At 63.6% G+C, this 22429-nt stretch carries 19 protein-coding genes; 18 read left to right on the top strand and 1 reads right to left on the bottom strand.

Features of this window, described 5'->3' with window-relative positions; translation table 11 throughout:
* The first annotated feature begins 51 nt into the window (after positions 1-51).
* The 12 genes from odhB (at position 52) to AC3FKH_RS20280 (ending at position 12312) form a co-directional block, all read left to right on the top strand.
* Entirely contained in the window at positions 52-1302 is a 1251-nt protein-coding gene (gene odhB / locus AC3FKH_RS20225; RefSeq protein ID WP_488677586.1) for a 2-oxoglutarate dehydrogenase complex dihydrolipoyllysine-residue succinyltransferase, read from the top strand.
* A gap of 101 nt (positions 1303-1403) precedes the next feature.
* On the top strand, positions 1404-2828 hold the full coding sequence (lpdA, locus tag AC3FKH_RS20230; protein WP_488677587.1) for a dihydrolipoyl dehydrogenase: 1425 nt from the start codon (positions 1404-1406) through the stop codon (positions 2826-2828).
* 152 nt (positions 2829-2980) lie between these two features.
* The gene (gene zapE, locus AC3FKH_RS20235) at positions 2981-4078 is read left to right on the top strand and encodes a cell division protein ZapE (RefSeq protein ID WP_488677588.1); all 1098 of its coding nucleotides are present in this window, start codon (positions 2981-2983) and stop codon (positions 4076-4078) included.
* A gap of 104 nt (positions 4079-4182) precedes the next feature.
* Entirely contained in the window at positions 4183-6747 is a 2565-nt protein-coding gene (locus AC3FKH_RS20240; protein ID WP_488677589.1) for a heavy metal translocating P-type ATPase, read from the top strand.
* A gap of 2 nt (positions 6748-6749) precedes the next feature.
* Entirely contained in the window at positions 6750-6896 is a 147-nt protein-coding gene (ccoS, locus tag AC3FKH_RS20245) for a cbb3-type cytochrome oxidase assembly protein CcoS (protein WP_011298204.1), read from the top strand.
* Positions 6897-7033: 137 nt separating this feature from the next.
* The gene (gene ccoN, locus AC3FKH_RS20250) at positions 7034-8482 is read left to right on the top strand and encodes a cytochrome-c oxidase, cbb3-type subunit I (protein WP_483708416.1); all 1449 of its coding nucleotides are present in this window, start codon (positions 7034-7036) and stop codon (positions 8480-8482) included.
* Between the two features lie 18 nt (positions 8483-8500).
* A complete protein-coding gene (gene ccoO / locus AC3FKH_RS20255; RefSeq protein WP_488677591.1) occupies positions 8501-9163 on the top strand; it encodes a cytochrome-c oxidase, cbb3-type subunit II in 663 nt (220 codons plus the stop codon).
* A 3-nt stretch (positions 9164-9166) separates the two neighbouring features.
* Positions 9167-9331, top strand: a complete 165-nt coding sequence (locus AC3FKH_RS20260; protein ID WP_483708413.1) for a cbb3-type cytochrome oxidase subunit 3 — start codon at positions 9167-9169, stop codon at positions 9329-9331.
* A gap of 2 nt (positions 9332-9333) precedes the next feature.
* Positions 9334-10248: a cytochrome-c oxidase, cbb3-type subunit III gene (gene ccoP, locus AC3FKH_RS20265; RefSeq protein WP_488677592.1), complete on the top strand. Its 915-nt coding sequence runs from the start codon at positions 9334-9336 to the stop codon at positions 10246-10248.
* Positions 10249-10297: 49 nt separating this feature from the next.
* The gene (gene ccoG / locus AC3FKH_RS20270; protein WP_488677593.1) at positions 10298-11770 is read left to right on the top strand and encodes a cytochrome c oxidase accessory protein CcoG; all 1473 of its coding nucleotides are present in this window, start codon (positions 10298-10300) and stop codon (positions 11768-11770) included.
* 84 nt (positions 11771-11854) lie between these two features.
* Positions 11855-12070 (top strand): FixH family protein, encoded by a 216-nt coding sequence (locus tag AC3FKH_RS20275; protein ID WP_483708410.1) that lies wholly within the window; start codon positions 11855-11857, stop codon positions 12068-12070.
* Positions 12067-12312, top strand: a complete 246-nt coding sequence (locus tag AC3FKH_RS20280; RefSeq protein WP_488677594.1) for a hypothetical protein — start codon at positions 12067-12069, stop codon at positions 12310-12312. The genes AC3FKH_RS20275 and AC3FKH_RS20280 overlap by 4 nt, the downstream gene beginning before the upstream one ends.
* 46 nt (positions 12313-12358) lie before the next feature.
* On the opposite strand, the gene fnr is transcribed toward AC3FKH_RS20280, so the two are convergent.
* Positions 12359-13084: a fumarate/nitrate reduction transcriptional regulator Fnr gene (gene fnr / locus AC3FKH_RS20285; RefSeq protein WP_483729689.1), complete on the bottom strand. Its 726-nt coding sequence runs from the start codon at positions 13082-13084 to the stop codon at positions 12359-12361.
* Between the two features lie 79 nt (positions 13085-13163).
* On the opposite strand from fnr, the gene AC3FKH_RS20290 reads away from it, so the two are divergent.
* The 6 genes from AC3FKH_RS20290 (at position 13164) to infB (ending at position 22407) form a co-directional block, all read left to right on the top strand.
* Complete coding sequence (locus AC3FKH_RS20290) at positions 13164-13919, top strand: sulfite exporter TauE/SafE family protein (protein WP_488677737.1); 756 nt, start codon at positions 13164-13166, stop codon at positions 13917-13919.
* Between the two features lie 547 nt (positions 13920-14466).
* Positions 14467-15354 carry an SMC-Scp complex subunit ScpB gene (gene scpB, locus AC3FKH_RS20295; protein WP_488677595.1) on the top strand — a complete coding sequence of 296 codons (888 nt, stop codon included), beginning with the start codon at positions 14467-14469 and terminating at the stop codon, positions 15352-15354.
* Between the two features lie 5 nt (positions 15355-15359).
* Positions 15360-17186: a 23S rRNA pseudouridine(2605) synthase RluB gene (gene rluB / locus AC3FKH_RS20300; RefSeq protein ID WP_488677596.1), complete on the top strand. Its 1827-nt coding sequence runs from the start codon at positions 15360-15362 to the stop codon at positions 17184-17186.
* Between the two features lie 280 nt (positions 17187-17466).
* Positions 17467-17955: a ribosome maturation factor RimP gene (gene rimP, locus AC3FKH_RS20305; RefSeq protein WP_488677597.1), complete on the top strand. Its 489-nt coding sequence runs from the start codon at positions 17467-17469 to the stop codon at positions 17953-17955.
* On the top strand, positions 17952-19427 hold the full coding sequence (nusA, locus tag AC3FKH_RS20310) for a transcription termination factor NusA (protein ID WP_483708402.1): 1476 nt from the start codon (positions 17952-17954) through the stop codon (positions 19425-19427). The genes rimP and nusA overlap by 4 nt, the downstream gene beginning before the upstream one ends.
* Positions 19428-19518: 91 nt before the next feature.
* Positions 19519-22407 (top strand): translation initiation factor IF-2, encoded by a 2889-nt coding sequence (gene infB / locus AC3FKH_RS20315; RefSeq protein WP_488677598.1) that lies wholly within the window; start codon positions 19519-19521, stop codon positions 22405-22407.
* Positions 22408-22429 lie beyond the last annotated feature (22 nt).

Consider the following 22429-nt stretch of genomic DNA (forward strand, 5'->3'; position numbering starts at 1 on the left):
GTGTTCTTTTCTGCCTGAAGAACAAAACGCATACACGAGGAATTCACAACCATGGCTATCGTTGACGTCAAGGTTCCGCAACTTTCTGAATCGGTCGCCGAAGCGACCATGCTGAACTGGAAGAAGAAGCCCGGCGAAGCTGTCGCCCAGGACGAAATCCTGATCGAGATCGAGACCGACAAGGTCGTGCTCGAAGTGCCGGCACCGTCCGCCGGCGTGCTGTCGCAGATCATCAAGAACGATGGCGACACCGTCGTGGCCGATGAGCTCATCGCCCAGATCGACACCGAAGCCACCGCTGGCGCCGCTGCCCCGGCACCCGCCGCCGCACCGGCCCCGGCCGCTGCTGCCCCGGCTCCCGCCGCCGCAGCGCCTGCCGCCGGCGCGGTGGCCATGCCTTCGGCTGCCAAGCTGATGGCCGAAGCCGGCCTGTCGGCAGGCCAAGTTGCCGGCACCGGCAAGGATGGCCGCATCACCAAGGGCGACGTGCTCGGTGCCAAGGCTGCCCCGGCTCCCGCCGCCAAGGCTGCTCCGGCTCCCGCCGCTGCCAAGCCGGCGCTGCAGCAAGTTGCCGCCAACCTGGATCTCGCCGCGCTGAGCGATCGTCCGGAAGAGCGCGTGCCGATGAGCCGCCTGCGCGCCCGTATCGCCGAGCGTCTGGTGCAGTCGCAGTCGACCAACGCCATCCTCACCACCTTCAATGAAGTGAACATGAAGCCGGTGATGGATCTGCGCAACAAGTACAAGGACCGCTTCGAGAAGGAACACGGCGTGAAGCTCGGCTTCATGTCGTTCTTCGTGAAGGCCGCTGTCCACGCGCTGAAGAAGTACCCGGTCATCAACGCTTCGGTGGACGGCAACGACATCGTCTACCACGGCTACTTCGACATCGGTATCGCCGTGGGCTCGCCGCGTGGCCTGGTGGTGCCGATCCTGCGCAATGCCGACCAAATGAGCCTGGCCGACATCGAGAAGAAGATTGCCGAGTACGGTGCCAAGGCCCGCGACGGCAAGCTGTCGCTGGAAGAGCTAACCGGCGGTACGTTCTCGATCTCGAACGGCGGCACCTTCGGTTCGATGCTGTCGACCCCGATCATCAACCCGCCGCAATCGGCCATCCTGGGCGTTCACGCGACCAAGGACCGCGCCGTGGTCGAAGATGGCCAGATCGTCATCCGTCCGATGAACTACCTGGCCATGTCGTATGACCACCGCATCATCGACGGCCGCGAAGCCGTGCTGGGCCTGGTGGCGATGAAGGAAGCGCTGGAAGATCCGGCCCGCCTGCTGCTGGACCTGTAAGAACGGGTCCCCCCGCGCATGGCCACCCTGGCCGCGCGGGGCGCGTTCCCAGTGTTGACGGTGCGCCGGCGCAAGCAGCCGGCGCCCAGAAAGGAATCTCCATGAGCAAACAATTCGACGTGCTGGTGATCGGCGCCGGCCCCGGTGGCTATATCGCCGCCATCCGCGCAGGCCAGCTCGGCCTGAACGTGGCCTGCTGCGAAGGCAACGCCTACGACGATCCCAAGAACGAACCGCGCCTGGGCGGCACCTGCCTGAACGTGGGTTGCATTCCCTCGAAGGCGATGCTGGCCTCCTCGGAAGAATTCGAGAACGTCCAGCACCATCTCGGCGACCACGGCATCACCGTCGGCGACGTCAAGGTCGACGTTGCCAAGATGCTCAAGCGCAAGGACGACATCGTCGGCAAGATGACCAAGGGCATCGAGTTCCTGTTCCGCAAGAACAAGGTCGCGCTGCTCAAGGGCTACGGCAAGTTCGTCGGCAAGACCGCCGAGGGCTTCCAGGTCGAGATCGCCGGTGAAGTCGTGACCGCCAAGCAGGTCATCATCGCCACCGGTTCGAAGGCTCGCCACCTGCCGGGCATCGCGGTCGACAACGACCTGGTCAGCGATAACGAAGGCGCGCTCAAGTTCCCGGCCGTGCCGAAGAAGCTGGGCGTGATCGGTGCCGGCGTGATCGGCCTGGAGCTGGGCTCGGTATGGCGCCGCCTGGGTGCCGACGTGACCGTGCTGGAAGCGCTGCCCGCATTCCTGGGTGCCGCCGACGAAGGCGTGGCCAAGGAAGCCCAGAAACAGCTGACCAAGCAGGGACTGAAGTTCAGTCTCGGCGTGAAGGTTGACGAAGTGACGACCGGCAAGGCCGGCGTGACGGTCAAGTACACGGACAAGGACGGCGCTGCCCAGACCCTGGAAGTGGACCGCCTGATCGTGTCGGTTGGCCGCGTGCCGAACACCGACAACCTGGGCCTGGACGCTATCGGCCTGGCTGCAGACCAGCGCGGCTTCATCGAGGTGGACGAGCACTGCGCCACCAAGGTGCCGGGCCTGTGGGCCATCGGCGATGTGGTGCGTGGTCCGATGCTAGCGCACAAGGCCGAGGACGAAGGCGTGGCCGTGGCCGAGCGCATCGCCGGCCAGAAGCCGCATATCGACTACAACTGCATTCCGTGGGTGATCTACACCTTCCCGGAAATCGCATGGGTCGGCAAGACCGAAGCCCAGCTCAAGGCCGAAGGCCGCGAGTTCAAGGCTGGCCAGTTCCCGTTCATGGCCAACGGCCGTGCGCTGGGCATGGGCCATCCGGAAGGTTTCGTCAAGATGCTGGCCGACGCCAAGACCGACGAGATCCTGGGCGTGCACATCGTCGCCGCCAACGCGTCGGACCTGATCGCCGAAGCCGTCGTGGCGATGGAGTTCAAGGCCGCCAGCGAAGATATCGGCCGCGTCTGCCATCCGCACCCGTCGATGTCGGAAGTCATGCGCGAAGCCGCGCTGGCCGTCGACAAGCGACAGCTCAATATGTAAGGCATCTGCCCGCATTTGCCTGAGCACCGGCGCGCCGCCAAATCCGCGCGCCGGTTTCACTTGCAAACCCAGCCCGCTCGAAACGACTCCGCGCATGGCCGGGGAAGGTGCGGCCGCACTTTCCGCGCGCAGTCCAGAACGAAACAGCCAGCATGAACGTCAGCGAGTACTACGAGAAGGAACTGAAGGAGCGCGGCTACCATTCCGACGAAGCGCAACTGCGCGCCGTGGCTCGCCTGCAGCAATGCTACGACGAGTGGGTGGCCTACAAGAGCCGTCGCAGCAATGCCATCCGCAAGCTGCTGGTGCACCCGGAAGTGCCCAAGGGCGTGTACATGTGGGGCGGGGTGGGGCGCGGGAAGTCCTTCCTGATGGACAGCTTCTATACGTGCGTGCCGGTAGTGCGGAAGACACGCCTTCACTTCCACGAGTTCATGCGCGAAGTGCATCGGCAGCTGGAAGAACTGCGCGGACGTCCCGATCCACTGGACGAACTGGCCAAGCGGATTGCCCGGCGCTACCGCCTGATCTGCTTCGATGAATTCCACGTCAATGACGTCGCCGATGCCATGATGCTGCACCGGTTGCTGCAACAGTTGTTCGAGAACGGCGTGCAGTTTGTCATGACTTCCAACTACCGGCCCGACCTGCTTTACCCGGACGGGTTGCACCGTGACCGTGTGCTGCCCGCCATCGCATTGCTCCAGCAGAAGCTGGACGTGCTCAATGTCGATGCGGGGATCGACTATCGCAAGCGCGCGCTGGAACAAGTGGAGGCGTATCACACGCCGCTCGATGCCAAGGCCAACTCGGCACTCCGCGATGCCTTTACCGCCATCGCCGGCGTGGCCGACGAGTCCCCGCTCCTGCATATCGAGCACCGCGAATTGCGCGCCCTGCGCAAGGCCAATGGCGTGGTCTGGTTCGACTTTGCCACGCTGTGCGGCGGCCCGCGCTCGCAGAATGACTACCTGGAACTGGCCTCGCAGTTCCATACGGTCATTTTGTCCGATGTTCCGCGCATGACGCCGAGGATGTCATCGGAAGCTCGCCGCTTCACATGGCTGATCGATGTGTTCTACGACCACAAGGTCAAGCTCCTGATGTCGGCCGAAGTTCCGGCGGATGAACTCTACGTCGAGGGCCAGATGGCGAATGAATTCCATCGCACGGTGTCGCGCATCATCGAGATGCAGTCCCGGGAGTACCTGGAAGCCGAGCGCAGGACCGCAGACACCTCGCTTACCTGAGCGCTGCGTTCCGGCTTTGGGAAACAAGGCCGGCCGCTATTGACCTATATCAAGGCCGATTTGGAGATCGGCATATACCCTCCAACGGGTAAAAAAAGATCTCCATGTCCGCCCCCAACGCCAGTCTCCTTGCCGACGCCCCGGCGTCCACTTTCCCGCCAGTTCCTGCCGGTCGCTCCGCGCCCGTGACGGCGCAGCATGCCGCCCAGCCGGCATGCTTCCATTGTGGCCAGACCGTGCCCGGTGGCCGGGAATTGTCCGAGGAGCTGGACGGCCAACGACGCGTCTTTTGTTGCGGCGGTTGCCAGACTCTGGCACGCACGTTGCACTCGGCAGGCTTTGCACACCTCTACGGTGACGAGGCGCGTTTTGCCAGGCCAATCGATGACGCCGCAAGGCGGGAATCTGAGCCGGTATGGACGGCCTACGATACCCCTGAATTGCGCAGCCAGTTCGTCCGTCCCCTTGACGGCGGTCGCGCCGAGATCACGCTGGCGCCCGAGAACATCCGCTGCGCGGCGTGTGCGTGGCTGATCGAGCAGCACCTGGGGCGCCTGCCGGGCGTGGAATCCACGATCGCCAATGTAGCGACGCGCCGCGTGGTGGTGCGCTGGCGCGAGGCCGACCAGACAGTTTCCGGCCTGCTCGCCGCGCTGGCCGATATTGGTTACGTTGCGTGGCCGTTTGAAGTCTCCCGCAGCGACCAGGCCGACCGCCGTGCCCGACGCAGCCTGCTGATGCGCATGGCCGTGGCCATGCTCGGCATGATGCAGGTGATGATGTACGCGTGGCCCATCTACACCCACGAGGCCACCATCGATCCCGGCCAGCTGCAGTTGATGCGCTGGGCCAGCCTGGCCCTCACGCTGCCGGTTGTTTTCTATTCCGCTTCGCCGATTTTTTCCGGTGCCTGGCGCAGCCTGCGCCATTGGCACATGGGCATGGATGTGCCGGTAGCGCTTGGCGTTGCGGCAGGGTTTGTCGCCAGCACGGTAGCGACGGTCCGCGGAGTCGGGGAGGTCTACTTCGATTCGGTGACGATGTTCGTGGCCTTCCTGCTGGCTGCCCGCTATCTCGAACTGCGTGTGCGGCAGGCTTCGCGCAGCGGTGCGGAGATGCTGGCGCGGCAATTGCCGGCTACCTGTGAACGGCTTGGCGCGGGCGATCTGGTCGGGGAGCGCGTACCGGTGGCGCGCCTGCGGCAGGGCGACCGTATTCGTGTCAGGGCCGGCGAAATTATCCCGGCGGACGGCACCATCGTCGCAGGCGCCAGTGAACTTGACGAATCGATGCTGACCGGTGAAAGCCGCCCGGTACACCGCAGCGTGGGCGGTGCGGCGCTGGCCGGCTGCTACAACACCGCCAGCCCGCTTGAGATCGCCGTGGACCGCGTTGGCGCGGGCACGCGCCTGGCTGAAATCGTCGCCGTGCTGGACCGTGCACTGGCGGAAAAGCCGCGGTTGTCGGCGCTTGCCGACCGAGTTGCCGGATGGTTCGTGGCCACGCTGCTGGCGCTGGCGGCGTTGACCGGGACGGTGTGGGCACTCTGGATCGATCCTTCCCGTGCCTTGCTGGTCACGGTTGCAGTGCTTGTTGTCAGCTGCCCGTGTGCGCTTTCCCTTGCGACCCCGGCGGCGCTGGCCGCCGCAGGCGCGGCGCTGTCGCGGCGCGGCTTGCTGTTGACGCGTTCGCATGCATTGGAGACGCTGGCGCGCGTGACAGACGTCGTGCTGGACAAGACCGGCACACTGACTGAAGGCTGTTTTGTCCTGACTGGACAGGAGACGCTCGGCGCCATGCCAGCCGCCCAATGCCTTGCACTGGCGGCGGCGCTGGAAGCGGGTAGCGAGCATCCGATCGGCAGGGCGCTGGTCGGCGCGGCCGGGAAGGCGGATATCGGCGGAGGCAGCCCGTCAGTCACCGCCGTGCTAAATGTGCCGGGGCAGGGCGTACAGGCCGACATTGACGGCAAGCGATTCCGGCTCGGCCGCGTCGCCTTTGTCGCCGAAATCGCCAAGTCATGCGCCACGGCATCGGTACCGGACGCGGACCGCGCTCGGATTCCTGGCGCCACGCAAGTTTGGCTGGGCGCCGAAGACGGCATGCTGGCTGTATTCGAGCTGTCCGACCAGGCCCGTGAATCGACGCCGCAACTTCTTGAAGCGCTGCGCCGACAGGGTGCGCGTTGCCACCTGGTCAGCGGCGACAGCATCGAGACCGTGCAGTGGTGGGCGTTGCACTTCGGCATGGAGCGAGCCCGCGGCGCCGTATCCCCCGAAGGCAAGCGTGAATATGTCGCACAGCTCCAGCGCGAAGGGGCCGTGGTGCTGGCCGTCGGGGATGGCATCAATGACGCGCCGGTGCTGGCGCAGGCGCAGGTATCCGTTGCCATCGGCAGTGGCGCCCCGCTTGCGCAGGCGGGGGCCGACGCTGTCCTGACTCACGGAAACGTCGTGGAAATCGCTCGGGCGATCGCTCTGGCGCGGCAGACGCGTCGCGTAGTGCGGCAGAACCTTGGCTGGGCCTTCTTCTACAACTTGGTGGCCATCCCGCTGGCGGCGACGGGTTTTGTCACGGCATGGATGGCCGGCATCGGCATGTCGGTGTCCTCGCTACTCGTGGTGGCGAACGCCTGGCGCCTGCTGCGTGCGGGCAGAAACGGAGTCTAGGAATGGAAACGCTGTACCTGCTGGTGCCCATGAGCCTGGTTCTTGTCGTTGTCATCGCCGGTGCGCTCTGGTGGGCCCTGCATGCCGGCCAGTACGACGATCTCGACCGGCCCGGGGAGGCCATTTTGCTGGACAACGACAAGCCGTGAACGGGTGCCGTCGACTTGCAGTGCGGAGATAGGTTCATGGGCTCCCTGTGCAACTTGATAAAGATCAACGCGGCAAGAGCGCTCGTTCCATAAAGTCACAACGTCAATCGGTTTATCTTTCTTATGTGGGGGTCTGAATGGATGTCTCAGCCGCGTCTTCACGCGTCGACACCTTCAATTACGGCGTCGTAAGGCAGTTCGCTGTCATGACGGTAGTCTGGGGGATCGTCGGCATGGCCGTCGGCGTGCTGCTCGCAGCACAGCTGATCTGGCCGGATCTCAACTTCAACACGCCATGGCTGTCGTTCGGCCGACTGAGACCGCTGCATACCAATGCGGTGATCTTCGCTTTCGGCGGCAGCGCGCTGTTTGCGACGTCGTACTACGTCGTGCAGCGTACCTGCCAGGCGCGCCTGTTCTGCGGTCCGCTTGCTGCCTTTACGTTCTGGGGCTGGCAACTGGTGATCGTCGCGGCGGCTATCACGCTGCCGCTGGGTATCACCAGCTCGAAGGAATACGCGGAACTGGAATGGCCGATCGACTTGCTGATCACGGCCGTCTGGGTGGCTTACGCCGTGGTCTTCTTCGGCACCATCGTCAAGCGCAAGACCCGGCATATCTATGTTGCCAATTGGTTCTTCGGCGCGTACATCCTGACCATCGCCATCCTGCACATCGTCAACAACATTGAAATGCCGGTGTCGATGTGGAAGTCCTATTCCGCCTATGCCGGCGTGCAGGACGCCATGATCCAGTGGTGGTACGGCCATAACGCCGTGGGCTTCTTCCTGACCACCAGCTTCCTGGGCATGATGTACTACTTCATCCCGAAGCAGGCGGAACGGCCAATCTATTCGTATCGCCTGTCGATCGTCCACTTCTGGGCGCTGAACTTCACGTACATGTGGGCCGGCCCCCACCACCTGCAGTACACCGCGCTGCCTGACTGGGCACAGTCGCTGGGCATGGTGTTCTCGCTGATTCTGCTGGCTCCGTCCTGGGGCGGCATGATCAACGGCATCATGACGCTGTCGGGCGCCTGGCACAAGCTGCGCACCGACCCGATCCTGAAGTTCCTGGTAGTGGCGCTGTCGTTCTATGGCATGGCCACGTTCGAAGGCTCGATGATGTCGATCAAGACCGTCAACGCGCTTTCGCACTACACGGACTGGACGATTGGCCACGTGCACTCGGGCGCGCTGGGCTGGGTGGCGATGATTTCCATCGGCTCGCTTTATTACCTCATTCCTCGCCTGTTCGGCGAGAAGCAGATGTACAGCGTTCGTCTGATCGAGTGGCACTTCTGGATCGCCACCATCGGCGTGGTGCTCTATATCGCCTCGATGTGGATCGCCGGTGTGATGGAAGGTCTGATGTGGCGCGCCACGCAGCCCGACGGCACGCTGACCTACGCGTTCGTTGAAGCGGTCAAGGCCAAGTACCCGTTCTACCTGATCCGTCTGCTGGGCGGCATCTGCTTCCTGTCCGGCATGCTGCTGATGGCCTATAACGTCGCGAAAACCATCATCGGCAAGCGTGCGGTGGATGCGCCGATCCCGGCCAGCATTCCTGCCTCCGCCCATTGATCCATCAGGATAGAAACGATGTCCGAAAAACAAAGCTTCTTTTCCCACGAAACGCTGGAGAAGAACATCGGCTGGCTGATCATCTGCACGATCCTGGTGGTCAGCATTGCCGGCCTGGTGCAGATCGTGCCGCTGTTCTTCCAGCATTCCACCACCAAGCCCGATGTCGGGATCAAGCCGTATTCGCCGCTTCGGCTGATGGGCCGTGATATCTACATCCGCGAAGGCTGTGTCGGCTGCCATTCGCAGCAGGTCCGTACGCTGCAGGCCGAGACCGAGCGCTATGGCCATTTCTCGACGGCGGGTGAATCGGTCTACGACCATCCGTTCCTGTGGGGCTCCAAGCGCACCGGGCCCGACTTGGCGCGCGTCGGTGGCCGCTACTCCGATGACTGGCAGCGCATTCACCTGCGCAATCCGCGCGATGTCGTGCCGGAATCGGTAATGCCATCCTATCCGTGGCTCGAGAAGGCTCAACTGCCGACCGATGATATCCAGGCCCGCATGCGCGCACTGGTGCGACTGGGCGTGCCGTACACCGAGGCGGAAATCGCCAAGGCGCCTGAAGAGCTCAAGGACAAGAGCGAAGAGGATGCGCTGGTCGCCTACCTGCAAGGATTGGGCACCAACCGTCGCAATGTGCGCGTGGACGCGGCCGCAGCCGCGCCCGTGAAGGAGTAAGTCATGGCGATGCTGACTGCTTTTGCCACGATCGTGTCGATGGTCGTATTCCTGGGAATTTGCTGGTGGGCATGGTCGAATGGCCGGCAAGCCGCTAACCAGGAGTCCGCCATGCTGCCGTTCGCACTGCCTGACGAGACCCACACAACATCGAGCCGGAATACCTAGTCATGAGCGATTTCTTTTCCGATTTCTGGAGCTACTACATCGCTGCCATCGCGCTCGTCGGCATCGTCTGGTGCGTGTGGCTGCTTTTTTCCCAACGCAAGGTCACAAAGGTTGCCAATGCCGGTGATGACACCGGCCATGTCTGGGACGGCGATCTGCGCGAGCTGAACAACCCGTTGCCACGCTGGTGGATGTGGATGTTCCTGCTGGCCTGCATCTTCGGCCTGGTCTACCTGGTCCTCTATCCTGGACTCGGCTCGTATGCGGGCGTGCTGAAGACGTCGACGCAAGTGGAACTAGCCGCGCATCAGCAGGCACAGGAAAAGCTGCAGCACGATGTCTACGCCAAGTACCTGAACATGGACGTCAAGCAGGTGGCGGCAGACCCGCAGGCCCGCGAGATCGGCCAGCGCCTGTTCCTGAACTACTGCGCGCAATGCCATGGATCGGATGCACGCGGCAACCGCGGCTTTCCGAACCTGACGGACCACGACTGGCTCTATGGCGGTGAACCCGAGACGATCCAGCTGACCATCACGAAGGGCCGCAATGGCATGATGCCGCCGTTTGCCTCGACCATCGACGGCAAGCTCGCAGCGGATGTGGCGCAGTATGTGCGATCGCTGTCGGGCCTGTCGTTCGACCCGATCCGGGCATCGCGCGGCGAGAGCACGTTCAAGTCCACCTGTGCGGCGTGCCATGGTGCGGCCGGCAAGGGCAATCAGGCGCTCGGCGCGCCGAACCTGTCCGATAACGTGTGGCTGTATGGCAGTTCGGAGGGCAGTATTGTCGAGGCCATCCTGAAGGGCCACAACAACCACATGCCGGCGCACGAAGAGATACTGACGCCGGAGCGTATCCGCATGCTGACGGCCTACGTCTGGGGCCTTTCCAATACCGGAGGCTCAGGGCAATGATCACCGACTCAGGCACGGGGTGCGCCATGGCGTCTGAAGGAGCGCGCGCATGAACGCCCCCGGGACAGAACCTCTGGCCCGCACGGCCGGCCCGCAAGGGCCGGCGTCGTCGCCTGTCGAATCCTCCGACGAAACGCTCTACGAGGTTCGACGCAAGATATACCCGCGCTCGGTGACGGGCGCGTTCTCCAACTGGCGGGTCTGGATGGTACTCCTGACCCAGCTCATCTACTACGGCACGCCCTGGCTGCAATGGAATGGCAGACAGGCCGTGCTGTTCGACCTTGGCGCCCGCAAGTTCTATATCTTCGGACTGGTGCTTTGGCCGCAGGATGTCATCTATCTTGCCGTCTTGCTGGTGATCTCCGCGCTGGCGCTGTTCCTGTTCACGGCCATTGCGGGGCGGCTCTTCTGTGGCTATGCGTGTCCACAGACGGTCTACACCGAAATATTCATGTGGATCGAACGGCATGTCGAAGGTGACCGCTTCGCGCGGATCCGTCTGGACGGCGATCCTTGGAGCTTGCGCAAATTTCGCCTGAAGGCGACCAAGCACTCGCTGTGGATACTGGTCGCGCTGTGGACGGGCTTCACGTTCATTGGTTACTTCGCCCCGATACGCGAGCTTGGCGGGCAGGTCCTGAGCTTCTCGCTTGGGCCGTGGCAGGCGTTCTGGATGCTCTTTTACGCCTTCGCGACGTGGGGCAATGCGGGCTTCATGCGCGAGCAGGTGTGCAAGTACATGTGCCCGTATGCGCGATTCCAGAGCGTGATGGTGGACCGCGACACCTACGTGGTCACCTACGACGTCGGGCGCGGCGAGCCGCGCGGGAGCCGGTCGCGCAAAGTGGATCATCATCAGGCCGGGCTTGGCGATTGCGTTAACTGCAGCATCTGCGTGCAGGTGTGTCCGACAGGCATTGATATCCGTGACGGGCTGCAGTACGAGTGCATTGGTTGCGGCGCCTGCATCGACGCCTGCAATCAGGTCATGGACAAGATGGACTACCGGCGTGGGCTGATCCGGTACACGTCCGAGAACGCGATGCGCAAGGCGCTGTCAGCCGCGGTGGCGCGCAAGCGGCTGGTGCGGCCACGGACCATCATCTACTCGGTCATCTGGCTGGTGATGGTTGCTGGTTTCGTGGCGTCACTAGCGCTGCGCACGCCGTTGAAGGTCGACATCATCCGCGATCGCGGGGCGTTGGGGCGTGAGGTGGATGGACGCTGGATCGAGAACGTCTATCGACTGCAGCTGATCAACACCACCGAGGCCCCCATGCGCATCAGCGTGCGCGCCGAAAGCGACGATCTGAAGAACCTGACGGTCGAGTACGATCCCGACGCGAAGGCCCTGGCGCCGACGTCGAACAAGCTGGTGCCGATCCGGATTCGCGTGCCGATCGACGATGCCGCGCAGGGTACGCACAAGATCAGCGTGACGGTGACAAGCGAAGGTTCGGGGCAAGGTAGTGCGCAAATCAGGCAATCTACCAGTTTCATCGTGCCGCGCAATTTGTGATGCTAAGGGCGGTGCAGCGCATTGGCGCTGTGCCGGTCCAACCGCGAGCGCCTCGGTGAGGCGCCGACGAAGGGGGGCAAGACGATGCAAGAAAGTAATCCGTGGTGGAAGGAGCCGTGGCCGTGGCTGCTGATGAGCGGCCCGTTGCTGGCCATAGTGGCTTGTGGCGTAACCATCTGGCTGGCTTCCACCCATCCTGACCGGCCGGTGGTCGAAGGCGTGTCCCGGCATGGCCTGGTCGTCGAGAAGGCGGAAGGGGTCCCGGGCAGTGCCAAGGCACCGCAAGCGAGGCGGCCATGAGGCTGCGCTGGCTGATGTGGGTACTGTGGCCGGCGTTCCTGATGGCCGGGGTGGCCACGGCAACGGTGTTTTCTGTGGTGGATCCCGGAGATCTGAATTTCTTCGGCCAGCCGATCGACGCCTCGCGAGAGGCCATCTATACGATTGGGTTCTTGCTGGCCTGGGTATTCTGCGCATTGTCCAGCGGACTGACGCTCTACACCATGCCGACGAAGCTCAGCGAAACGGACGAACTGGAGTGATTGGGCTGAAGCGGACCGCCTTGCCGGACAAGGCGGTCAGACCGCCTCAACAGGAGCGGCTGTAGACTTGCTTGATGCCTTCCATGTCGACGAGCTTGACGTGGCGTTGACGGATCTGGATCAGGCCGGCCTCGGCGAATCGCGAGAACAGGCGGCTGACCGTTTCGAGCTTCAATCCGAGATAGCTGCCGATTTCTTCCCGGCTCATGCGCATGACGAACTCGGTCGACGAATACCCGCGTGCGGACAGACGTTCTGACAAGTTGATCAGGAACGCGGCAAGGCGCTCTTCGGCACGCATGGACCCCAGCGTGACGAGCATGAGCTGATCATGCGATATTTCCTTACCCATCAGTCGCAGGAACTGCTGCTGCAGCGATGGCAGATCCATGGACAGCGCCTGAAGATCGGCCATGCGTACGACGCATACTTCCGTGTCTTCAAGCGCGGTGGCATCCGAGGCGTGCTGCATTTCACCCAGGCCGTCGAGGCCGACCACTTCGCCAGGCAAATGGAAGCCGGTGATTTGCGAGCGGCCGTCTTCCGTGGTGACATGCGTCTTCAGGGTGCCGAAGCGAATGGCATAAACCGCAGTCAGCGGATCGCCCATGCGGTACAGGGTTTCGCCCTTGTGGACACGGACGCGCTCTTGCACCAGGGTATCCATCTTTTGCAGATCCTGCTGGCTCATGCCCACCGGCAGGCACAGTTGCCCCATGCCGCAAGTGGAGCAACGGGGCGACATCTCGGTGACGGGGATGGATGTTAGCAATTGGAACCTGCAAGGAATGAGCGGCGAGGGCGCAATGCATGCATTTTAACGCGCGATGTGATGCGGTAGGGAGTTGCAATTGACTTTTGGTGTGCTTCTCAGTGTTTTCATGCTTGCCTTGCTGGGGGGCTTTCATTGCGCTGCCATGTGCGGTGGCGTTGCCCTCGCAGTCGAGCAGCGCGCCGCGGACGTGCCGATTGCCCTGGTGCGGCGCCCCCAAGACTGGCTCCTGGAGTTGCTGGTGATGCATGTGGGCAGGATTTCCACCTACATGCTGCTCGGTGCGATCCTTGGGGCGGTGGGGGCGACGGCCTGGCGCCAGGATTACCTGCCCGTTCAGCGCTGGCTATTCGGCGCCGGGAGCGCCATGCTGCTGGTATCTGGCTGGCGCCTGATACGCGGCGAAGCGTTTTCCATCGTGTGGCTGGAACGCTTCGGCGCGCGCGCGGGGACCGCCGTTGCCGGAAGCTTCGGCCGGCTTCGCCGCAAAACTCCGGCGACGGCGGCGCGAAGCGGTGGTCTGGTGCGCCGCTACGGCATGGGCTTGGCGTGGGGGCTCGTGCCCTGTGGCATGGTCTATGGTGCGCTTGCTCTCGCGTTACTGGCCGGCAATGCTCCCTCGGGAGCACTGGTAATGGGCGCGTTCGGGCTTGGCACGTTACCGAATTTGCTGGCGCTATCCAGCTTTTCGGGGCTGCTGCGCGCTTGGGCGCGCCGCCGTTGGGTCAGGACGGGGGCTGGATTGGCGGTCATGGTCTTCGGCGGCCTGGGAATCGGTCGAGCGGTGTTATTGCCACATTCGCTGGCCGAGCATGGTTTCTGCCTGGTGTTTTGAAGCCACCGTGAAGGCGCGCGAGTGCGCGGTGGTTGCAGGCGGATGCGGGAATGCCATACAATCGCCTGCATTGCGGTATCGCGCGGCGTGTTTCCGAGCAGCGCCTGGCAGCCCTTCCAAAAAAGGGGCGCGTCCGGGGTTTCGGGCAATGAGCCGACAATTCGGCGCCGAACCCTTCCGCAGTCCATCCGGTTCATAATATCTGTTCAAAAGTCCGGCTGGCTCTGCGACCGTGGTGCGGTCATTGCTGGCCCTGATCCCGATATTCGTTTTTCTTGCGGCCCAGGCGGACGTTCGCCGGAAGCCATGTCCGCCCATGTGGGCGCGTGCAAGAGGTTCGTGCACTGGTACTTGCCGGTGACCGGGCAATCTCCTGCCGGAACACGCCCGGCAAATCGAAGCAAAAGAAGGTGCACGGTCTCGAAGCGAAACGCTTTCGGGTTTGCTGCGCGATGAGATGGCGGTGGCAATCGCACCGTTGAATCCACAATGTCCAGGGCTCCGGATTCGTCCCTGAGCAGGTGCAAAGACAGGCTGCACACCCAACATGAATACCCAAGAGGCGAAGATCGTCCTCGAGACTGCGCTGATCTGTGCGCAGGAGCCCTTGCGCGTGAGCGACCTGCGCCGTCTGTTTGCAGACGATGTCGGCGCGGACACTGTTCGGGTCCTGCTCGATGAGTTGCGCCAGGACTGGCGCCAGCGCGGGGTCGAGTTGGTGGCACTGGCCAGCGGCTGGCGTTTCCAGAGCCGGCCTGAGATGCGGGAATACCTCGATCGCCTCAATCCAGAGAAGCCCCCCAAGTATTCCCGGGCCGTCATGGAAACGTTGGCGATCATTGCTTATCGCCAGCCGGTAACGCGTGGCGACATCGAGGAAATCCGTGGCGTGACGGTCAGCACCGAGGTGGTCAAGAAACTGGAAGACCGCGGCTGGATCGAGGTCATCGGCCACCGCGATGTACCAGGACGACCGGCGCTCTATGCGACCACCAAGGCATTCCTGGACGATCTCGGCTTGCGTACGCTGGATGAGTTGCCTCCGCTGGAAGACGCCCAGGCGCAATCGCAGGCGGCGCTGCTGGACCAGCAGGCGATCGATTTTGAAGAGATGGCAACGGCGCTGCCGGTGGCTGGCGACGAAGAGGCCTTCCCTGAGCCGGAGACGGTTGCGCCGGCCGGTGAGTCGGCCGATGCCGCCAAGCCTGCCGGAGCAGCTCCGGCTGCTGGCGACGAACCAGCTAACGAAGCCGGAGCCGTCGAGCAGGCCAGCGCCGACGCCATGCACGTGGCGGATCTCGCGTCGGCTGTGACCGAGGCAAATGGCTTCCATGCCGAAGGCACGCCGGGCAACCAGGACGGCGGCAATTCGTCCGGCGACGATACTGCGCCGCCGCACGCGAGCGAGCACGATGATGAGCGCGTGCCCAACTGAACAATATGCAACATCCGATAGTGAATACTTTGTCTGATTCCGTTGAACAAGACACCCGGTCAGCCGGGACACCGGCTGCCGACGGCGCAGCAGAATCCGGGTCAGGCACCGATACGGCGCCGCGCCGGAAAGGGCTGAGACGCGGCCTGCGCAACCTGGTGGCTTCGCGCCGGCAGGGCGGGCAGGATAGAGAAGGCAATCGCGCCGAAGGAGCCGAGTCTGGCGCCCAGGCTGATGCTGGCGAGAGCAGGCCTGCCGGCGAACCCGGCGGGCGTGCGGCCCCGCGTGGCCGCGGCAAGCGCAAGCCTATCAGGGCGGAAAATGCGCCGGCCCGGGAAGGCGGTCAAGCCGGGCAGGAGCGCGGCGACAAGGGCGAGCAGGCGGGCCGCAAGCGCAAGCCGCAGGGCCAGCGCACTGCCAGGGCCACGCCGGAAGGCGATGCCCAGTCGGCGGGTCGGCAGCAGGGCCCGCGCAAGGGTGGTCAGTCGCAACGGAAGGGGCCGGCCGGTCCCGAGAAGGCCGGCGCGAGCAGCGAAGACCTGTTCCGCTTCGTTATCTCGGATCAGTACGACCAGGAAGACACCGTCATCCCACGCACCAAGGCCAAGCCGGTGCGCGAACTGTCCGCGGACGACGATGCGCCGAAGCTGCACAAGGTCCTGGCTGAAGGCGGTCTGGGCTCGCGCCGCGAAATGGAAGAGCTGATCCTGCAGGGCCGCGTTTCCGTCAACGGATTGCCCGCGCATATCGGCCAGCGGATCCTGCCGGCCGATCAGGTCCGGGTGAACGGCAAGCTGATTCATCGCAAGATTTCTTCCAAGCCTCCGCGCGTGCTGCTCTACCACAAGCCGGCCGGCGAGATCGTGAGCCAGTCGGATCCCGAGGGCCGTCCGACCGTATTTGACAGCCTGCCGCGCATGAAAACCGGCAAGTGGGTCGCGGTGGGCCGCCTGGATTTCAATACCGAAGGCCTGCTGATCTTTACGACTTCGGGCGACATTGCCAATCGCTTCATGCATCCCCGCTATGGCGTGGAGCGCGAATACGCAGTGCGTACGCTGGGTGAGCTGGCGGAAGCAGATCGCCAGCGCCTGCTCCATGGCATCAAACTCGATGACGGCGAGGCCAATTTCCTGCGCATTGCGGATGGTGGTGGCGAAGGCGTGAACCAGTGGTACCACGTGGCGCTGACCGAGGGGCGTAACCGTGAGGTGCGCCGCATGTTTGAAGCGGTGGGCCTGACGGTGTCGCGCCTGATTCGCACGCGTTACGGGCAGTTCCTGCTTCCGCGCGGCCTGAAGCGCGGGCGTTGGCAAGAGCTGGAGGCGACGGAAGTCAGGACGATGATGGATGCCATCGGCCTGAAGGTGCCGGGCAGGGGTGAGCAGCAGGGTGGCAAGGGCATGACCAAGGTCGGTGGGCGCAAGCAGCGCACCGAGGCGGCAATTGCAGGCATGCCCATGCATACCGGTATGGACGGCCTGCCGCGGGTCGACAAGGGCGGTGCGGGCCGTGGCCAACCCGATCCTATGCGGACGTCGATGGGCTACATCAGCCATGGTCCCACCGTGCTGACGTCGCACGCCGCTAATCTGGGTGGCGGGCGCGGACAGGGTGGCGGACGCGCTGGTGGCGGGCGCGGCGGTGCGGGTGGCGCAGGCCTCGGTGGCCAGGGCCGGCCTCAGCGCCGCGGCGGCGGCGATGTCAACGGCAATGTGATGCCGAAGGCTGCAAAGGGCGGCGGTGGTAATCGCTCGGGTCGCAGCAAGGGCGGTGGCGCTGGCGGTGCTGGCGGCGGCAACCGGGGCGGTAATCGAGGCGGTAACCGCTAAGCGGCAGCCCCGGCGGCCATTCACTGCCGGGGCTTGATCAGGCGCCGATACATGCCCTTTTGCCTTTTGGACATAATCTGCGTATAATTAAAGTCTATTCAAAAAGTCATCCTCCTAGAGGATGGGCGAATGATGGGCATTGTGCCCATTTTTTTTTGGTTCGCCCGTTTGACGCATGTGCGCCGGAGGCTGACTGGCAGGTGGCTTTGCCCATGTCGTCCCAGGCGGGGCAGGCAAGCCAGCCTGCCCTGGAAGTTGATGGCCATTACTTGGGAATACAGTGCATCTGGCAGATTTGATCGAAACCACCCTTAACGGCATGGGATACGAGCTGGTTGAGCTCGAACGTGCTCCGGCCGGACTGTTGCGTGTCTATATCGATCAGCCTGAAACCGGCATCGTCATCGAGGATTGCGAGAAGGTGAGCCGGCAGTTGACGCACGTGTTGACCGTCGAGAACGTCGATTACGAACGGCTTGAAGTCTCCTCGCCGGGGTTGGACCGGCCGCTGAAGAAACTGGCCGACTATGCCCGCTTCGCCGGGGCAGAAGCGCGCGTGACGCTACGCCTGCCTGTCAATGGGCAAAAGAACTTCACGGGCATTCTGCGCGAGCCGACGGGTGAGGCTGGCGCCGAGAAGGTTGGCCTGGAGTTCGAGGGCAAGGACGGTCCGGCGCTGCTGGAGTTCACGGTATCTGATGTCGATAAGGCGCGCCTGGTGCCCGTGATCGACTTCAAAGGAAATCAAAGAAAAGGGAACAAGCAATGAGCCGCGAAGTTCTGTTGCTCGTCGATGCGCTTGCGCGTGAAAAGAACGTCGACAAGGATGTGGTATTTGGCGCGCTGGAGGCTGCACTGGCCTCCGCGACCAAGAAGCGTTTCGAGGAAGACGTGGATATCCGTGTCGCGATCGACCGCGAATCGGGCGAGCATGAGACGTTCCGCCGTTGGCTTGTCGTCCCTGACGATCAGGGCCTGCAAGAGCCGGACAAGGAAATCCTGCTGTTCGAGGCCCGCGACGACAACCCGAGCATCGAGCTGAACGACTATGTCGAGCAGCAAATCGAGTCCGTCGAATTCGGCCGCATCGGCGCCCAGGCCGCGAAGCAGGTGATCCTGCAGCGCATCCGCGACGCCGAGCGCGAGCAGATCCTGAACGACTACCTTGATCGCGGCGAGAAGATCATGACCGGTACGGTCAAGCGCGCCGACAAGAAGGGCCTGATCGTCGAATCCGGTCGCGTGGAAGCGCTGCTGGCACGTGACCAGATCATCCCGAAGGAAAATCTGCGCACCGGCGACCGTGTCCGTGCGTATATCCTGAACGTGGATCGCGCGGCCCGCGGCCCGCAGATCGAACTGTCGCGCACCGCGCCCGAGTTCCTGATCAAGCTCTTCGAGAACGAAGTGCCCGAGATGGAAGAGGGCCTGCTCGAGATCAAGGCGGCAGCCCGCGACCCGGGCGTGCGCGCCAAGATCGCCGTGGTGGCGCATGACAAGCGTATCGATCCGATCGGTACCTGCGTGGGTGTGCGTGGTACGCGCGTGACGGCCGTTCGCAACGAGATCGGCGGCGAAGCCGTGGACATCGTGCTGTGGTCGGAAGATCCGGCGCAGTTTGTGATCGGCGCGCTGGCGCCGGCGCAAGTGCAGTCGATCGTCGTGGATGAGGAAAAGCACAGCATGGATGTGGTCGTCGACGAGGAAAACCTCGCCGTGGCCATCGGTCGCAGCGGGCAGAACGTGCGCCTTGCGTCCGAACTGACCGGCTGGCAGATCAACATCATGACGCAGGAAGAGTCGGCGGCGAAGCAGGCCGAGGAAAGCGATGTCGTGCGCAAGTTGTTCATGGCCAAGCTGGACGTCGACGAAGAAGTGGCCGATATCCTGATCGACGAAGGATTCTCCACGCTGGAAGAAGTGGCCTACGTTCCCATCAGTGAAATGATGGAAATCGAGGCGTTTGATGAAGACACCGTCAACGAGCTGCGCAACCGCGCACGTGATGCGCTCCTGACGATGGAACTGGCCCGGGAAGAAAAGGTTGAAGAGGTGTCGCAAGACTTGCGCTCGCTCGACGGCCTCAACCCGGAACTGATCGGCAAACTGGCCGAAGGCGATATCCATACGCGTGACGACCTGGCAGAACTGGCCGTCGACGAACTGGTCGAGATGACAGGCGTCAGCGAGGAAGAAGCCAAGGCGCTGATCATGAAGGCACGGGAACATTGGTTCAACTGAGGGACACGTCCGGGCATGTAACAACATTTCCGGACGCGCTTTCCACATACGATTTGTCCCGACGAAGAAACCAAGCATTGAAAGGGTTTGAATGGCAAGCACAACAGTTGCCCAACTGGCCGCAGAACTGAGTCGCAGCGCAGCTGCCCTGCTGGAACAATTGCAGGCGGCTGGGGTGGGCAAGGCAACGCCAGAAGATATCGTCACGGAATCGGATAAGACCAGCTTGCTGGACTATCTGAAGCGTTCGCACGGCCAGGCCGATGACAGCGCACGCAAGAAGATCACGCTGACCAAGCGTGAAACTTCCGAAATCCGTCAGGCCGACTCCACCGGCAAGACGCGCACCGTTCAGGTCGAGGTGCGCAAGAAGCGCGTGCTGATGAAGCGCGACGAAGCGACGTCCGACCATCACGCCGAGACGGAGCCGCATAACGCGGACGCCGACGCCGCCGACCAGGCGCGCCGTGAGGAAGAGGAGCGCAACCAGGCGGAACTGCTGGCACGCCAGGAAGCCGAAGCGAAGGCGCGCCGCGAGGCCGCCGAGCGCGAGGAAGCCGAGCGCCGTGCGCAGCAGGAAGCCCTGGAAGCCGAACAACAGCGCCAGAACGCTCTTCTCGCCAAGAAGGCCGAAGAGGAAGCTGCCGCCGCGCGTGCCGTGAACGAGGCCGCCGAAGAAGCTTCGCGCAAGAAGGCCGAGGACGAGCAGGCACGCGTTGCCGCCGAACGCGCCGTTGCGCAGAAGGCTGCCGACGATGCGAAGGCTGCCGCCGACAAGGCGCGTGTCGAGCAGCAGGACGCCGCACGCAAGCGCCGCGAGGCTGCCGAAGCCGAAGCCCGAGCCATTCAGCAGATGCTGAATGCGCCGGCACGCGTGCTCAAGGCACCGTCCGAGCGCAAGGCCGAGGAAAAGAAGGCCGAGCAGACCGGCACGTTGCACAAGCCGGTCAAGCCCGCGGGCGCCACGGCCGAGGCCAAGAAGGACGAGAAGAAGCCGGCTACCGCCGCCGCACCCAGCACGACGGCCGACAAGAAGGCCGGCAAGCCTGGTGCCCCGGGGTGGAAGGATGACGCCTCGCGCGGCAAGAAGGGCGGCCTGAAGACGCGCGGCGATTCGTCGGGTGGCGTGGGCGGCTGGCGCGGTGGTCCGCGTGGCCGCGGTGGTCGTCACCAGCGTGACGACGACGGCCGCAGCAATTTCCAGGCGCCGACCGAGCCCGTGGTGCGCGAAGTGCACGTGCCGGAAACCGTCTCGGTGGCGGATCTTGCCCACAAGATGGCCGTGAAGGCATCCGAGGTCATCAAGCAAATGATGAAGCTCGGCCAGATGGTGACGATCAACCAGGTGCTGGACCAGGAAACCGCCATGATCGTGGTGGAAGAAATGGGCCACAAGGCGTTCGCCGCCAAGCTGGATGATCCGGAAGCGCTGCTGGTGGTCGACGGCGAAGAGCACACGGATGCCGAGCAACTGCCGCGTCCGCCGGTGGTGACCGTCATGGGTCACGTCGACCACGGCAAGACCTCGCTGCTGGACTACATCCGCCGCACCAAGGTTGCAGCGGGCGAAGCTGGCGGGATTACGCAGCACATCGGTGCCTACCATGTGGAAACCGACCGCGGCGTGATTACGTTCCTGGACACCCCGGGTCACGAGGCCTTCACGGCCATGCGTGCCCGCGGTGCCAAGGCCACCGACATCGTGATCCTGGTGGTCGCGGCCGACGACGGCGTGATGCCGCAGACCAAGGAAGCCATTGCGCATGCCAAGGCTGCCGGGGTGCCGATCGTCGTGGCGATCAACAAGATGGACAAGCCGGATGCCAACCCGGACCGCGTCAAGCAGGAACTGGTGGCCGAGCAGGTGTTGCCGGAAGAGTACGGTGGTGATTCGCCGTTCGTGCCGGTGTCGGCCAAGACCGGTGCTGGCATCGAAGACCTGCTGGAGCAGGTGTCGCTGCAGGCCGAAGTCCTGGAGCTGAAGGCACCGGTCGACGCGCCGGCCAAGGGTCTGGTGGTGGAAGCCCAGCTCGACAAGGGCAAGGGCCCGATCGCGACGATCCTGGTCAGCAGCGGCACGCTCAAGCGTGGCGATGTGGTGCTGGCTGGCAGCGCCTATGGCCGCGTGCGCGCCATGCTGGACGAAAACGGCAAGCCGACCAAGGAAGCTGGCCCGTCGATCCCGGTGGAAATCCAGGGTCTGTCGGAAGTGCCGGCTGCCGGTGAAGAGGTGCTGGTGCTGCCGGACGAGCGCAAGGCGCGCGAAATCGCGCTGTTCCGCCAGGGCAAGTTCCGCGATGTGAAGCTGGCCCGACAGCAGGCTGCGAAGCTGGAAACGATGCTGGAGCAGATGAGCGAAGGCGACGTCCAGACGCTGCCGCTGATCGTGAAGGCAGACGTGCAGGGTTCGCAGGAAGCGCTGGTGCAGTCGCTGCTCAAGCTGTCGACCGCCGAAGTGCGCGTGCAGATGGTTCACGCCGCGGTGGGTGGCATCACCGAATCGGACGTCAACCTGGCGACCGCTTCGAAGGCTGTCATCATCGGCTTCAACGTGCGTGCCGACGCTGGTGCGCGCAAGCTGGCCGAGAACCATGGCATCGACATCCGTTACTACAACATCATTTACGATGCGGTAGACGAGATCAAGGCGGCGATGTCGGGCATGCTGGCGCCGGAGAAGCGCGAGACCAATATCGGCCAGGTCGAGGTGCGCCAGGTGTTCCGCGTGCCGAAGATTGGCGCGGTGGCCGGCTGTATGGTCACCGACGGTCTGGTCAAGCGGACCTCGCTGGTGCGCGTGCTGCGCAACAACGTGGTCATCCACACCGGCGAACTCGACTCGCTCAAGCGTTTCAAGGACGACGTCAAGGAAGTCAAGCAAGGCTTCGAGTGCGGTCTGTCGATCAAGAACTTCAACGATGTTCAAGAAGGCGACCAGCTCGAAGTGTACGAAATCACCGAGGTGGCGCGCACGCTGTAAGGCGGCGCAACAACGGCGGGCT

This window comes from Cupriavidus sp. 21MJTG02-4 (assembly GCF_057798975.1).